This is a genomic window from Rufibacter sp. JT3400010 (genome assembly GCF_054956755.1).
Genome location: NZ_JBUDXA010000020.1, coordinates 53,253 through 67,126 on the forward strand (window position 1 = coordinate 53,253; position 13,874 = coordinate 67,126).

The 13,874-nt window shown below is 46.5% G+C and carries 14 protein-coding genes and 1 tRNA gene; 7 read left to right on the forward strand and 8 right to left on the reverse strand.

The features are described from left to right. Nucleotide 1: 1 nt before the first annotated feature. From ACY0JR_RS16390 to ACY0JR_RS16400, 3 genes are all read left to right on the forward strand, one after another. Entirely contained in the window at nucleotides 2–838 is an 837-nt protein-coding gene (locus ACY0JR_RS16390; RefSeq protein ID WP_462635214.1) for an anti-sigma factor, read from the forward strand. A 305-nt stretch (nucleotides 839–1,143) separates the two neighbouring features. Beyond that, complete coding sequence (locus tag ACY0JR_RS16395; protein ID WP_462635215.1) at nucleotides 1,144–1,842, forward strand: DUF2461 domain-containing protein; 699 nt, start codon at nucleotides 1,144–1,146, stop codon at nucleotides 1,840–1,842. A 233-nt stretch (nucleotides 1,843–2,075) separates the two neighbouring features. After that, on the forward strand, nucleotides 2,076–2,966 hold the full coding sequence (locus ACY0JR_RS16400) for a TolB family protein (protein ID WP_462635216.1): 891 nt from the start codon (nucleotides 2,076–2,078) through the stop codon (nucleotides 2,964–2,966). A gap of 94 nt (nucleotides 2,967–3,060) precedes the next feature. On the opposite strand, the gene ACY0JR_RS16405 is transcribed toward ACY0JR_RS16400, so the two are convergent. The 3 genes from ACY0JR_RS16405 to ACY0JR_RS16415 all read right to left on the reverse strand — a co-directional run bounded on the left by ACY0JR_RS16405 (nucleotide 3,061) and on the right by ACY0JR_RS16415 (nucleotide 6,273). Continuing rightward, nucleotides 3,061–4,377, reverse strand: a complete 1,317-nt coding sequence (locus ACY0JR_RS16405; protein ID WP_462635217.1) for a metal-dependent hydrolase family protein — start codon at nucleotides 4,375–4,377, stop codon at nucleotides 3,061–3,063. Further along, nucleotides 4,364–5,296, reverse strand: coding sequence for a PhzF family phenazine biosynthesis protein (locus ACY0JR_RS16410; protein WP_462635218.1), 933 nt, complete (start codon nucleotides 5,294–5,296; stop codon nucleotides 4,364–4,366). Before ACY0JR_RS16410 ends, ACY0JR_RS16405 begins: the two co-directional genes overlap by 14 nt. Nucleotides 5,297–5,472: 176 nt before the next feature. After that, the gene (locus ACY0JR_RS16415; protein WP_462635219.1) at nucleotides 5,473–6,273 is read right to left on the reverse strand and encodes a DUF1206 domain-containing protein; all 801 of its coding nucleotides are present in this window, start codon (nucleotides 6,271–6,273) and stop codon (nucleotides 5,473–5,475) included. Between the two features lie 1,508 nt (nucleotides 6,274–7,781). Here ACY0JR_RS16415 and ACY0JR_RS16420 point away from each other — a divergent pair. Further along, nucleotides 7,782–7,864 (forward strand) — tRNA-Leu (locus tag ACY0JR_RS16420). 241 nt (nucleotides 7,865–8,105) lie between these two features. On the opposite strand, the gene ACY0JR_RS16425 is transcribed toward ACY0JR_RS16420, so the two are convergent. The 3 genes from ACY0JR_RS16425 to ACY0JR_RS16435 all read right to left on the reverse strand — a co-directional run bounded on the left by ACY0JR_RS16425 (nucleotide 8,106) and on the right by ACY0JR_RS16435 (nucleotide 9,769). Continuing rightward, nucleotides 8,106–8,537 carry a hypothetical protein gene (locus ACY0JR_RS16425; protein WP_462635220.1) on the reverse strand — a complete coding sequence of 144 codons (432 nt, stop codon included), beginning with the start codon at nucleotides 8,535–8,537 and terminating at the stop codon, nucleotides 8,106–8,108. 163 nt (nucleotides 8,538–8,700) lie between these two features. Continuing rightward, nucleotides 8,701–9,099: an ExbD/TolR family protein gene (locus tag ACY0JR_RS16430; RefSeq protein WP_462635221.1), complete on the reverse strand. Its 399-nt coding sequence runs from the start codon at nucleotides 9,097–9,099 to the stop codon at nucleotides 8,701–8,703. Further along, nucleotides 9,080–9,769: a MotA/TolQ/ExbB proton channel family protein gene (locus ACY0JR_RS16435; RefSeq protein ID WP_462635222.1), complete on the reverse strand. Its 690-nt coding sequence runs from the start codon at nucleotides 9,767–9,769 to the stop codon at nucleotides 9,080–9,082. Before ACY0JR_RS16435 ends, ACY0JR_RS16430 begins: the two co-directional genes overlap by 20 nt. A 900-nt stretch (nucleotides 9,770–10,669) precedes the next feature. On the opposite strand from ACY0JR_RS16435, the gene ACY0JR_RS16440 reads away from it, so the two are divergent. Next, the gene (locus ACY0JR_RS16440) at nucleotides 10,670–11,293 is read left to right on the forward strand and encodes a hypothetical protein (RefSeq protein WP_462635223.1); all 624 of its coding nucleotides are present in this window, start codon (nucleotides 10,670–10,672) and stop codon (nucleotides 11,291–11,293) included. A gap of 108 nt (nucleotides 11,294–11,401) precedes the next feature. Here the strand turns inward: ACY0JR_RS16440 and ACY0JR_RS16445 are convergent, their stop codons facing one another. Together ACY0JR_RS16445 and ACY0JR_RS16450 are read right to left on the reverse strand one after the other, a co-directional pair. Next, nucleotides 11,402–11,857 carry a hypothetical protein gene (locus tag ACY0JR_RS16445; protein ID WP_462635224.1) on the reverse strand — a complete coding sequence of 152 codons (456 nt, stop codon included), beginning with the start codon at nucleotides 11,855–11,857 and terminating at the stop codon, nucleotides 11,402–11,404. 143 nt (nucleotides 11,858–12,000) lie between these two features. Beyond that, nucleotides 12,001–12,366 (reverse strand): ribosomal maturation YjgA family protein, encoded by a 366-nt coding sequence (locus ACY0JR_RS16450; RefSeq protein ID WP_462635225.1) that lies wholly within the window; start codon nucleotides 12,364–12,366, stop codon nucleotides 12,001–12,003. Between the two features lie 180 nt (nucleotides 12,367–12,546). Between ACY0JR_RS16450 and ACY0JR_RS16455 the strand changes: the two genes are divergently transcribed. Both ACY0JR_RS16455 and ACY0JR_RS16460 read left to right on the forward strand, forming a co-directional pair. Next, entirely contained in the window at nucleotides 12,547–13,254 is a 708-nt protein-coding gene (locus tag ACY0JR_RS16455; protein WP_462635226.1) for an energy transducer TonB, read from the forward strand. Nucleotides 13,255–13,320: 66 nt separating this feature from the next. Further along, on the forward strand, nucleotides 13,321–13,776 hold the full coding sequence (locus tag ACY0JR_RS16460; protein ID WP_462635227.1) for a hypothetical protein: 456 nt from the start codon (nucleotides 13,321–13,323) through the stop codon (nucleotides 13,774–13,776). Nucleotides 13,777–13,874 lie beyond the last annotated feature (98 nt).

Sequence of the window (13,874 nt, forward strand, 5' to 3'; positions counted from 1 at the left end):
GTTGAATACACAGGAGTACATAGATTCAGGCGTACTGGAGCTGTACGCAGCCGGTGGCCTCACGCCCGCAGAAAGCGAGGAAGTGGAGCGCATGGCCGCGCAACACCCCGCTGTGCACACTGCTCTGGAAGAGTGTCTTCAAACCATGGAAGCCTACGCGCTCACCCACGCCAAGGCACCGCGCCCTGAATTAGAAGATCAAATATTGCGTCATATTCAATCCATTTCTGGAACCGCAGAAAACAGCCCTTCCTCTGCCGCAAGCGTTTTGCCCTTTGATTCTGCTGCTGCTGTTCACAGTTTTAATAATGAGACCAGCCGTTGGTGGCAGATGGCGGCCGTCATTCTGTTGCTGATCAGTGCCGCGGCCAATGTCTATTTATACAGCCGCCTGCGTGATACCCGTGATGAACTGCTCACCGCCCAACAGACTACCCGGCAGTATGCCTTGCAGGTGCACCAGCTGGAGAACCGAAGTCTGCAATCTGAGAACCTCTTGGGTGTGCTGCGCAACCCGCAAACGCTGGCGGTGCAACTGAAAGGAGTACCCCAACACCCCGAGGCGCAAGCCACCGTCTTCTGGAACCAGGAAACCAAAGAAGTGTACTTTGACCCCGGCCACTTACCGGCAGCCCCATCTGGGAAACAATACCAACTCTGGGCATTGGCGCAAGGCAAACCCATTGATGCCGGCGTGGTGAAATCCTCAGACACTACCCTGCACCGAATGAAGTCTATTGAAGAAGCCCAAGCCTTTGCCGTCACCCTGGAGCCTGCTGGAGGAAGTGTGAACCCTACTCTAGAGGAGATGTACGTCATGGGAGAAAGCAGCAAGTAGAAGGTTTTAAGAAAACAGGTAGAAAACGGAAAACCTCACAGGTCTAAAAACTGGCGCGAGTCTCCAGACTCGTGCCTCAGGATGAAGCGAGTCTCCAGACTCGCCGAAAACCAGAACCTTTGAGCATCTCCCAATAGCTAATCCCCATTTCCTCTAGGTCCATTTACATATTGGTTTCAATAAAACGGCTTGTAAACAAGAACAAGCTCTGCTAGCATTAGCCATGGCAGAGAAGGCCGCGAAGAACTTACTTTGCAGCGCACTTGTTCTCCACTCATGGCAATTTGCCCATCTCACGAGACCTCATGAAAAAATACTTAGATCCGTCTACCCTAGAGTTTATCCGGGACTTGCGCGTGAACAACCAGCGCGATTGGTTTGAGCAGAACCGCAGCCGCTATGAAGCCGCCCGTCTGGATTTCATCTCTTTTCTTAAAACCTTGCTACAAGGAGCCTCCGCGTTTGAGCCAGCATTGGAAGGGCAGGAGCCCAAAGACCTCCTATACCGCATTTACCGCGATGTGCGTTTCTCCAACGACAAACGTCCCTACAAAGACCACATCTGCGCCTACATGGCTGAAGGGGGCCGAAAAACAATCTATCCCGGATTTTACCTGCACATCAGTCCGAACGATGGTTCCTTTCTGGCGGCCGGTGTCTGGATGCCACCCGCGCCGGAATTGAAGGCCATTCGGCAGGAGATTGATTACAATTATGAGGAGCTGAAAGGCATTCTCAATGATTCTTCGTTCAAAAAGTACTACGCTGGCATTGGCGGCGAAAAACTGAAAACCACGCCCAAAGGCTACGACAGCGAAAACCCCGCCATTGACCTGCTTCGGCACAAAAGCTGGAACACCACCTACATGCTCCCTGATGAAGTAGTCACCAGCGAACGTCTTTACGACGAATGCCTGGCGGCCATGAAAGCGGTAAAACCCCTCAATGATTTCTTCCTCAGACCCATGAAGGAATTAAAAGAATTGAAAGCCGAGGAAGTATAATCCTTTTCTGGCTTTTTTCTGAAAACCAATCTATAAACAAAAAGCGCCTCCAATTATGGAAGGCGCTTTTTGTTTATACCAACCTAAAATGCTAGAATGCCTTGCTTTCAGGTGTTTCTTGCTTTTAGCGAAGAAAGCCTGAGCAACCTGCGGGAGAATATCAGATGCATATGGCTGTTTAAAGTGTGATTATTTTAATTAATATGTTAAGTAATAGAATTAGTTTCTTCGGAATGAGTCTTCTGCCTAAATGGGTCTTTTGTACTTGGCTGGTGGGCATGTGGGGGATGAGCGTGGCCGCGCAGGGAATTCCGGATACGGAGATATTTTTGGTCACACTGAAGCAGCAGCAGGAAGAAGTACGGGTTGGGGTGCCCATCAATATCACCCAACGGCCCGGCTATGACAATCAGCCTAGTTTTACCCCAGACGGAAAGTCGATTCTGTTCACCTCCCAGCGCGACGGGCAGCAAACGGATATCTTCCAGTATGTTCTGGCAGGGAAGAAAACCCAACAACTCACCAGTACGCCAGAAGCAGAATATTCGCCTTTGGTGACTCCAGATGGAAAGAGTTTTTCAGTGGTGCGGGGCAAGGAGCAACATCTCTGGCAATTCCCGTTGAAGTCCGGAACCAATCCGCCCGCTTTGCTGCTGGAAATGCCCCAACTGATAGGGTACCATGTGTGGTATAACCGAGATACCTTGTTAGTGGCCGCTTTTCCCGAGCAACCACCTATGAGCTTGCATCTGGCGGTTCCTGGTACTAAGAAAACGGTAAAGTTGGAGGAGTCCATCGGGCGAAGTTTACAAAAAGTACCTCATAAACCTGCCATTTCTTACCTAGTACCTATCTCCGATTCCCTGGCGGAGATCAGGCAGATAAACCTGCAAACCGGAGAACGCCAGGTACTCATACAGGCTTTGCCGGGTAGTCAGGATTTTGCCTGGTTGCCAGACGGACGGTTACTCATGGCGCAAGGAGCCAAACTCTACGTCTACCGACCGGGCGCAGATCGCCGCTGGAAAGAGATTGCTGATTTCAGCCAGCAAAGTATCAAGAACATCACCAGATTAGCGGTAAGCCCTAAAGGAACCCATCTTAGTTTTGTCGCGAATCAGTAGGAACGAAGTTCTGTAAACGATTCGTCCGCTTCGGGCCTGATTTCTGAAAAGCAGGCCCGAAGCGGACGAATCGTTTGTGGCAAGGACAGGAATGCTACGGCTGCCGGTAGATCTGGCCACCTTTCATGACCAACTGCACCTTACGCACGGCTGAAATGTCTTTGGTAGGATCTCCCATCACAGAGATAACATCGGCTAGCAGACCTGCTTTAAGGGTGCCCACGCGATTGTCTACATGGAAGCGCTTGGCGTTGCCGGAGGTGGTAGCACGAAGCACATCCAAGGCAGGCATGCCGTATTCTACCAGCAGTTCCATCTCGCGGGCATTTTCCCCGTGCGGAAAAACGCCTACGTCGCCGCCCACCACCAAAGGCACTTTGGCAGCGAGGGCGGCTTTGAAGTTGGCCCGTTTCTGGGCGATTCTGGCGGGCTCAGGGTCCTGGCCTTTGCGCCAGCCGTTGTATTGCAGAATGGCATCACCGGCGGCCAGGGTAGGGCAGAGGGCAATGTCTTTGCGGGCCATTAGCTTAAAAACCTCGGCGGTAGCACCGTCTCCGTGTTCAATGGTTTCTACGCCAGCCTCCGCCGCACGGCGCATGCCTTCAGGCGTGCTGGCATGGGCCACCACAGGACGGCCGCTGCTGGCGGCTATCTCTACAATCAGTTTCAGTTCGGCTAGGGTGAAGGTGGGCATGGCTTCGCCGTTGGGTCCCCACCGGTAATCTGCGTAGACTTTTACCACATCGGCTCCTTTGCCAATCTGGTCCCGCACCACCCGCGCAATGTTGTCCACGCCATCGGCAGCCTCAGCGCCCTGCGGAACCTCAAACGCCGGATCAAAGCCTTTGGGACCATAGCTCCCGGTAGCAATCATCGCTTTTCCGGCCACCAGCATGCGCGGACCGGGGATGATGCCTTGGTCAATGGCTTGTTTCAGCCCTACATCTGCGTACTCTGCGCCTTCAGAACCCAAATCCCGCACCGTGGTGAACCCTGCCAGCAAGGTGTTGCGGGCGTGAACGGTAGCGCGGGCTACCCGCAGGGCATCGGCCTCTTTCAAAACCTGATCGTTCCAAGAGGTCTCGTTGTACGGGTGCAGCAGCAAGTGGGAGTGACCCTCAATCAGGCCAGGCAACAGGGTTTGTCCCGGCAACTCAAGGTGGCGGGCGTACGGCGGTAAAGAAACGGATGCGGTGGGCCCGGCGGCCAGAATGCGTTCGCCCTGCACCACCACTACCCAGTCTTTGTGCAGGTCGCGCCCGTCAAATACCTGGCTAGGTTTTAAGACGAACACCGAATCTGTTTTAGGCCTGGTTTGGGCAAAACACACCTGAAAGGAGGGGAGTAAAAGCAGGAAGGCTAGAAGTTGCGTAAATCTTTTCAAGGTGAAGTCTAGATTAAGAAGGGACATACCATTCTCCTTTTGCGATGAGTTGCACCTGGCCACCAACATTTATCTCATATTGCCCCTCAACGGTTACCCGGCCTTGCAGTTTGATGGTGGCGTTTCGGTTTATTTCATAGCCCTGTTCCACTAACAGCTCCAGGTTCTCTTCTGGGAAATAGCGGTGTTTAAGTAAATAACCCAATAAACAGCCATTGGCGCTTCCAGTAGCGGCATCTTCAATGACTTGCCCATTCTCTAAAGCCAACATGCGGGCGTTCAGTTGGTGGTCTGGCGAATAGGTTTCTGGGCAGAAGAAGTAAAGGGCTACGGAAAGACCATCGGGGCGTTGTTCTTTGTAGAGGCCGTGTTGCTGAAGAAAGGCCAGAAGCTTTTCGGGCTGCACTTGTAGGCGCTGCATATCGGCTAATTTCTGCAATGGAACTATCAGAAACGGCAATCCCGTAGAAACCTCCTGCACCGGAAACGAAGGATGAAGCGTGTCCAGGGCAACTCCTATTAGATCAGCCATGCTTTGTTTCGGAAGCGGATTGCCGAAGGAAGGGTTGATTTGCCGCATCATCAGAAAATGGGGCCGGTTGTGTAGGTAAGTAAACGACACGGGAATCTGCCCAACTTTCACCTGTAGGCTCAGTTCGGGTACCGGTTCCTGCAACAGGAATTGTTGGATCACAAAGGCGGTTCCCAAGGTGGGGTGTCCGGCGAAAGGCACCTCATATTCTACCGTGAAGATTCTGGTAGGAAAGGCCTGATCTTGCGGGGTATCTGCTAAAATAAACGAAGATTCGGCGAAGCCGATTTCCTGCGCTATCTGCTGCATTTGCTGTGTAGACAACTGCTGGGCCTGTAGAAATACCGCCAGTTGGTTTCCCTTGTAAGGAGCATCGGCGAACACATCTACAATGTAATAAGGGATTGTTTGCATGGCCGGAAGTTAGCAAGTATCTGGCAGAAGAAATACAAAAACGGCCACTGTCCACCAGAAACAATGTTTTAACAGCCTTTTACGGAAACAAGGTCAAAACCAACATTCGTGTTCTCAGACCATCTTCCTGGGTAAAAATCATTGGCTCTGGTTTGATGGATTTTTCCTCCCGAACTTTAATCTATGGAAATGTCGCTGTACTTGGCTTGCACGAACATGAAAATGCCGTAGCCAATTAACCCGACTGCCACCACCACTAATAGCAAATTCCCGAAGGGTGAAGTTTGTAAAAAGGAGAAGGCGCTTTTGGTGCCTCCGGCTTGCTGCGGTTGCTGCAACCAGGCCGCTCTGGCAAATAAAAAACCTATAATTCCGAAGACTATTCCCCTAGCAGAGTAACCTGCTTGTCCCGCTCTTTTTAAGAAATTAAACCGATCTCTAGGTAATCCTATTACGTGTTTCATAAACGAGGCCGTAATCCCTTTGTACAGTTGGTACACTCCGTTTCCAATGGTAATTAGCCCTATGATAATGGCTAAATACTTCCCAAATGGTTTGTCTAATAGATTAGCGACCAAGTCTTTTTCCCTGGAACCGTCACCTGAGTTATTCCCGCTACCGGCTAATATTTTAAATGCCAGAAACGCTAAGGAACCATACAATAACCCAATGAAAGCGTAGGCGATTCTTTTTCCTATTCCTTTGGCATTGGTTCCTTTGTGTTCTGTGTCATAAAAAGCCTGGGTAAGCCTCCAGACAGAATACCCCACTAAACCAACGCCCAGTACCGCTAACAAGAACCCGCCACCCGGAAAATGGCTTACCTGGGAGAGTGCATCTGAGTTTGATGCTTTTTTGCCTCCAATTCCCAAAGCAGCCATAGCTGTCAACGCACCTACCAATATATAGACCAACCCCTTTGCTACGTATCCTACCCTTGCAAATGATTCAATCCAGTTCTTTCTTCGTCTGTCCATTGATATGTAGATACTTAAGTTGTTTGATAATGTTTAGCGTTTTAGGTTGATCCTATTGAAAGCGAGGTGGTGCATATTTGTGTATGAATATGAGGTGCTGAAGGAGTTTGTGATTCTAATTTGCTGAGTTTTGTCAAGTGGTTGATTACTTATTTAAAATTTAATTTTGATTTAATGATTTAAAATTGTTTTACTACATATTATGATTGATAAAAATATTAGCAAGATTCTAGCTTTTGGCTCTCTCATAAGCATCAATGGTAATATATCTCTTTGTGATAGTATTCATGAGATTTAAAGTAATTTTGTCAACTGCGTTTGATATATTACTGATAGACATTATAATATAATGTATTACCTATAAGTTAAATTGATGTAGAAAGTCTGGTCCTGAAGTTTACTCTGAAGAGTGACAATATTGCCAAACAACCAAGTGGACTTAGAGGAGAACAAACTAGCTTGATTGTTTAAGAGACAAATTTAAACACTGAGTAATGCTTATACGGGAATGTATTATAGATGTTATATGCTGGTGATGAGTTTGTAATAGATTGGATTCATGAGGGAAGTTAAATATGTTGATAAGATTTTATAGTAAATGTATTTATTTATAATGTGACTGGATGGTTGACTTTTTGTGTTAGATAAATAAATGTGTTTAAAGTTTAATCACTTAATGTTAGTATTGTGAATTTTGCTGTTGTAATTTTTTTAAAGTTCTATACTTTATGCTTAAAAGTCGCTGTAAATGATGCTGCTTATGTATCTATATATAATAGTATTGGTTAAGCTATGTGTTAGGTATATATGCGAACATAATATGTAAGTTTTATATTGCTGTTTTTGTATTGATGAATAATTAAGTTATTTGCTATATTTAATTAAGTATGATATTGTTTTTTGTTTAAATATATAAATTTTATAAAAAATGATGTTGTAGATAATTGCTGTTTATAATTTGAAATGATATATAATTATATGATGTTGTGAAATGTAATTTTACTCTTATTGAGGCGCTTAATTAATTGCTGTCATAAAGTTTAGTGTTGGTTGTAAAAGTTGCTAGTGTAGAACGTGCTTTGGTGTGATGTATAAGCATTTTATACAATCATAAATGTGTGTTTATGTAAATGAATGTTATGGTAATAATTGTAAGCGTTGAGATATTTTTAGTTTGGTGTCAAGTTAAGTCAGTTGTGTAGAATGAGTCGAAATGATACTAGATATAGGATTGCAGTTTAAAGTAATTTCATGCTTATGAAAAGACCTATTCTTTTTCGCTAGAATAGATAAGTTTCTTTATTATCAAGCTTAGTAATATAATGCGATGCAGAAGTGAGAAGTGTAAAAAGAAAGGGAAGAGGTTTACGCCCTAAGTGGGTTGATACAGCATGAAACCCAGCTTCAGCATGAACATCTACTCAAAATCTTTTGTAAGGGGCTTGCAGGAAAAAAAAGGATACAATACATTTGTACCACCAAACGGGGAAATGCCTTGTTTGTGCTTTGCGCACGTGGTGAAATTGGTAGACACGCCATCTTGAGGGGGTGGTGCCCTACGGGTGTGGGAGTTCGAATCTCCCCGCGCGCACGTAACAAATGAATAGCCTTGTAACTTATTTAGTTACAAGGCTTTTTTGTTTTAGAGTGTGTAGAAGTATGCGTGAATCAAGAAAAGACTTCTCCTTCTTCCCCCTTCTTAGTTGTCCTATCCGGTGAACCAAAGCCAAGTCGTCAGTAGGTGAGGGAATACTTGATCTCATGATAGGATAGGACCTACGGTGTAGACGCATTGGGATAATGTCCCAATGCGTCATATTCCCACATTCCTCTTATCTAACCTCAGATGAAATAGCCCCTCTTATGATCTCGGACCATTTCTCCGCTAAGCGTAGCTCTCCCATTAGGGTCATACTGCCGTAGGTGGCATTGTAGAATTCAAGCGCAGCTTCTTTCTTGCTTTCATCCAAGTAAGTGAGCACCACCTCAACCTGGTCAGTCTTCTTGTAGTCACCCTCCTTACTGCTGATGGTTCTGCTCGTATCCACAACCCGGCTTTGCTGTACCTCAGCCAAGTTCATCTGTAGAGAGGTGTCGGTTCCGTTCATTTTCCCGATGAAGAAAAGCTGGTTGCTTTCGTCGTCTATTCCTATGAGGGAATTATCCCAGAGGTCGTGCCGGGTAATTCTGCAATAATTCTTTTCGGCCAAGCCGAAGAGTTTGCCGCGTAGTCCTTTCTCCCTTTTCTTATTATTGGCAACCATAAGGGCAAAGAGAATGATGCACAGGAGGACTACCGTCCCCCGATGAGTAATGTCGCTAAATCCATACTTGTGTTGATTTAAGATTTAAAGATTGTACTAAGGCAGCCAGGGTTGGTGGGAACCGCAGCTGCCGTATTCGTTACCCTGGCTTGGCCAGGTAGTATCAGTTTGATTTGGCCGTGGCGATGACCATGGGCAGTTTGTTTCTGTTGATGATGTCCACCACCTTTACCAGTTCATTTACCTGAATGGTCCGGTCTACTCGCAGCACCACCGAGGGCTTAACCTCAGTGGTGGAAAAACGGGCCAGGTAATTCTCCAAACCTGAAAAGGAAACCGGTTCTTTCTCAATGAAGTAGTGCAGCTCGGCATTCACCGAGACGTTGAGGATCCGTTTCGGGATGCTTTGGGTGTTCTTCGCCTGAGGAAGGAGCAGCTTGATGGCCGTAGGGCTCGCCAGTGTGGAGATGATCAGAAAGAACAGCATCAGGAAGAACAGAATATCTGAAAGGGACCCCGCCTCCACCACGGCCGACTGCCGCTTAGTTTTCCTGAAGTTCATAGCTTGGCACTTTAAAGAGCAGATCCATGAATTGGATGGAAACCACCTCCAGTTTATTTACCGTTTTCTCAATCTGAGCATGCAACAGTGTGTGGAACACGAAGGCCAGCATTCCTACCACCAACCCGGTGGCAGAGGTGATCATCTTCTCATAGATGCCCCCTGCAATAATCCCGATGCTGATATTATCTGCCAGTGAAATGTGGTAAAAGGCCTTGATCATGCCCGTCACGGTGCCCAGGAACCCCATCATGGGGGCGATGGCCGCAATGGCCGAGAGGTAACCCATGTTCCGCTCCAGGTTGTATACCTCCACGTGGGCGGCGTTCTCAATGGCACTCTCAATGTCCCGGGTGGGGGAACCTATCCGGCTCAGACCCTTCTCCAGGAGGCGCGCCACCGGTGACGGCGTGACCTTGCACAGGGAAGAGGCCTCTTTGATGGAACCTTGCTGAACTTTGTAGGCAATGGTCCGCAGGAAAACCGGATCATGTTTGCCAGCGGACCTGATGTAGAGCACCCGCTCCACGAAAAAGTAGAGGGAGGCCAGGGAAAGCAGCAGGATAGGAACCATCACTAAACCCCCTTTAAGTAATAAATCAAACAGAGAAAGCCCCGCAGAAACCGGCTCCGTGGCCGGAATTTGTAACAGTATTGTTTGGAATGACATGTCAGTTTACGTTGTGAGCGGCGCAGGCGCACGAGCGTGCCCACGCCACACTTAATTTAAAGTTGAATAAGGTGTTGCCCGTACGCAATGGGTTCTGCTCCTAAGCAGGAAAGAACTCGGAGGAAGAACTAAGTGAGAAATGGAAAGGCAGGGTTAAAGCGTTTCCTGCCTCTTTTTAGGAAAGTAGGCCCATAGAAGGCTGCCCTGGACTCAATAGACCAGAGAGGAAACACTAAAAAACCTCAGGACAGGGTACTATGGAGCGTTGGGGAGGATTCGGTAAAAGTCAAAAAGCTTAGGGGGTGCACAGGAATACGCAGCCTTTCTAAGTTGGAGGGAGTCGAAAAAGAAAAAAGCCAGAAAGGCGAATACCAACGGGAGCAAAGGAATATATGCCTCGTGCAAGACACCGTTGGAAGCACCAATAGGTTCACATGCCTGCCACAGGTACTCGGGTTTCTCGTGATTTTGCTTAAGGACAGTCGCCGGTTCGGTTTTGTGGGTGAGAACCGATTTAAGGGCAGGTGATAAAAACATGCAGCAAACGGCCACAGACAGCAAGGCCACTATTTTGAAGAGGGCCTTAACCGAGTAAAGGATGGCTGTGCTGCGATTCATCCCCACAAAAATAATGATAAACCGGTTGCAACCAACATGATGGGAAGTAAATAGCCTTATTTTACGGCAGAAGCGGGGGTATGGAGATATCACATTTCCCATAAATGATGGATGCAGTAGCCACAATGATTTGATAGAGTGGCGCTTGTAATATTCAAGCAAAGCACTATCTTTAGTAAATCAGAGAAAGTAAACGTATCAACGCCGGCAATTAGCTTGGGAGGTTGCTGGTTGTCTGTTTGTGTTTCCAGGGAGTGTGCCTTCACTAATTTATATCCGAGAATGGAATCAAAGATTACATTACGGGACATCTTCTCATACTTTTTGGTAGGCTTCTATTTCCTGGCGTGCCTGGCATCTACCCCTATGGGGGGTTCCGAGAATTTCCTTGGGTTTACCGATGTCTCCAAGTTCCTCTGTGGTGTGGCCGAAGCCTCTAAGGAGGTATCAACTGCCTTGTTGCTGCTTGTCCCTCTGGTTTACCTGACCGGGGTGATTGTGCACGGAGTGGACAACATGGTGCAGATTGCGGCCATGCTACCCTTCGGGCTATCAATAACCAATAAAGGCTTAAAGGAAGGTCCCAAGCCCAGTAATGTTGTGCAAATTGCATTGAGCCTGTTCCTGGGTAGTTGGGTTTCTTACCGAGCCGAACTCAAATCAAGTCAGGAAAAATCCGGCGGAGACGCTATGAATGAACAGGGGCTGGTCTACTGGATGATAGCCTTTCAGGCCAATGAGGGCCTTTACAGGGTTTCCTGGCTCTACGCACTTTATCACATGTGCTTCACCCAGGACTGGTTGAAAGTAGGTATCTTCCTCTTTCTGGTCCTGCTGTTCTGGCTGCGCGGCTTCATTATCATCACGGAAGACCTACGAAAGGTATTTGGCGGGGCTGAAAGGTAAACGGACTTGGTAAATGAAGTGTCAACTGCCGCAGGGGCATCCATATCAGGAAACACTTCATGGACTTGGATGCAATTGAACCTGTGTGACCAATGACGCCTTTATGCGCTATAGTTCCCATTCATCTTCTGAGAGCAGCCAGCCTAAGGCGCTTTCCTGGTCTGGAAAGACCTCGTGCCAAATGGTTCCCTTCGCCTTATAGCCCTCTTGACCTTTGGCGGTGAACTCGGTGTTGCCGATCAATGAAGGAAGAAAGTCTGGGGTTACCACTGCCAGTTTTTTGATGCTAGTTCTGGAGGCTTCTTCCTGGAACTCCGACAATATCCATTCCTTTTCCTCCGTGGAGATAATAGGAAGTTGCAGGTCATTCACTAGCCAATGTTTCAGTTGGTGACCTCTGGTCAGTTCCAGTGCTTTACCGAAGCCCAGTTTGCGTTCGCTAAGAGAGAGCAGCCTTTTCCATTCTAACAGCAACAGCGAATGGGGTAAATCAAGGGTAATTAATACAAAGTCTGTTTCGAAGACCGGAGTAGTTCGGCCACCTGTTGCATGTTGCTCGGTCATATCCTCTCTAGGTTGGAGTTCAGCACTGTACCCCGCACAATAAAAGAGTGGGTGGGGTACAGTGCTTTCAGTAATAGTTGAGCGCAGTGAGTACTAGTATAACGGATTGGAGGAACAGATAGTGATTGGTATGTAAAGCAAAGCTATCCTTTGGGTCTGTCCAGCACTACCGCTGTAGCGACTCCCAAGGTGTAGGCCACCAAGTCCCACCACTCAAACCCATAGCCGATGACTGTTTTGGCGAGCGTACTGCCAGAAAGCCCCAGTCTATCCACTAAATGAAAGTATTGCGCCACCTCTAACGAAAAGGAAAACAGCAGCACCCCGCAGGCAATTTTCCAGCGAGAGGTATTTGATAAAGTTTTTATACAGCAATAGAGAAGAATGACTACCAGATAGTCTCCGCCGTAGGGCCTAATGAAGCTGTCCCGCACATACAATGCGATCAATACCTCCACAATTAAAAGGATGCTGCTGTAGAAGAGATACCTCGGGTTTATGGTTAGCATGTATGAAACTTCATAAGATTGGAATATAACTTTTAACCTTTCTGCTTATTATCTCCTATATTCGTTTTTGTTCTGGTTACCAGTTGCTTTTAGAAATATACAAAAAGATGTCTTACAGAGTACAAAATGCTACCAACCAGAATTCTTAATTATTATGCGCTGTAGTTGGTCTAAATGCTTATGAGAAGATTGCTGCTGTTCCTGCTTTTGATGTTACTTGGTTTTGTCACCTATAGTCAAAATAGGAAGATGGTTCAAAGATCATGGATTAGGCATTCGGTTGAGAATTTATCCAGTAGACCTGTTGAACCTGATACACTTTATACGAGATATGATTTCGGGGAATCTGTCGTAAATATCAGCTTTTATCCAGCATGGAATAATCACCGGCAACCTTGGTCAATTAAGGAAGATAATATCACCATAGGCTTTGATACATATAAAATTGAAGAAGTAAGCGATACTTCCTTGATAATTGCTTTAGCAGGTTTCAGGAGAGTAAAATTCTTGTTGGAGGATTACCTTGGTAATCAAGAACATCATCTTGTACCATTGGGAGATTTCAATGGAAAGCCCCTGTTCAAAGCTACAAATATCATAACTCCACGCTATACAGGTGAAAATGACTTCCATGATTTAATTACCAAAAACGTTTCTGGATACAATATCAAAAAGGCCAATTACTTTCTTGCCACATTTGTTGTGACAGAAAGTGGCAAAGTAGAGAATGTGAAAGTTATAAAAGGCATAACCACAGGTTTTGATGGTGAAATAGTGAAGCAAATTGTCAAAACATCAAAAAAGTGGAGGCCGGCCTATTTTCAGGGGAAGCCTATAGCAACTGAGATGTCCTTTGATATAAAGTATCTTGACTCCTTAGTACCCTGATAACAATAAGTGTTAATAGAATATTGACTTTTCAAAAATAGCAGAATTTCAATAAGCAAAGCTATTGTGCATAAACGAAGCTTTGGCAACCGTTATCATCAATCAAAATACACAAAGGAAATGAGGAAGGAATACAAAATTCTTTCAGTCGGGTTTTTAGCGGTTGCCTTACAGGACACGGTAGGCTCCCTAACCTCAAAGCAGATGGATTACAATTACGGGTTGTTGTTTCCGTTGTCTATGCTACTGTATGGCACGGTAGCCTATTTAGTAGCAGAGAAAACGAAAGTTAGTAAGGGAATAATCTTTGCTGTATTGATGGGACTCTTTGATGCTACAATCGGTTTGTCGATATCAACCTATCTGGAAGCAAACACTGGTCTGGAGTATGAGATGACCCCAACTTATTGGATAACGATGGTACTTCTCAATTCTATATTCGCGGCATTGATTGGGTGGATAGGTGGTAGACTAGCCAAGTGGGCAAATAGGAAAAGAACGGCTGCCCAACCAAGCGCATAAGCCATCCTTGCCATTGCTCTGAGTTCCTCCTACACGGAGATTTAAAATTTATGTAAAAGAAAAATTTTACACGATAAACAGAAGCGCCTGTAGGTAAA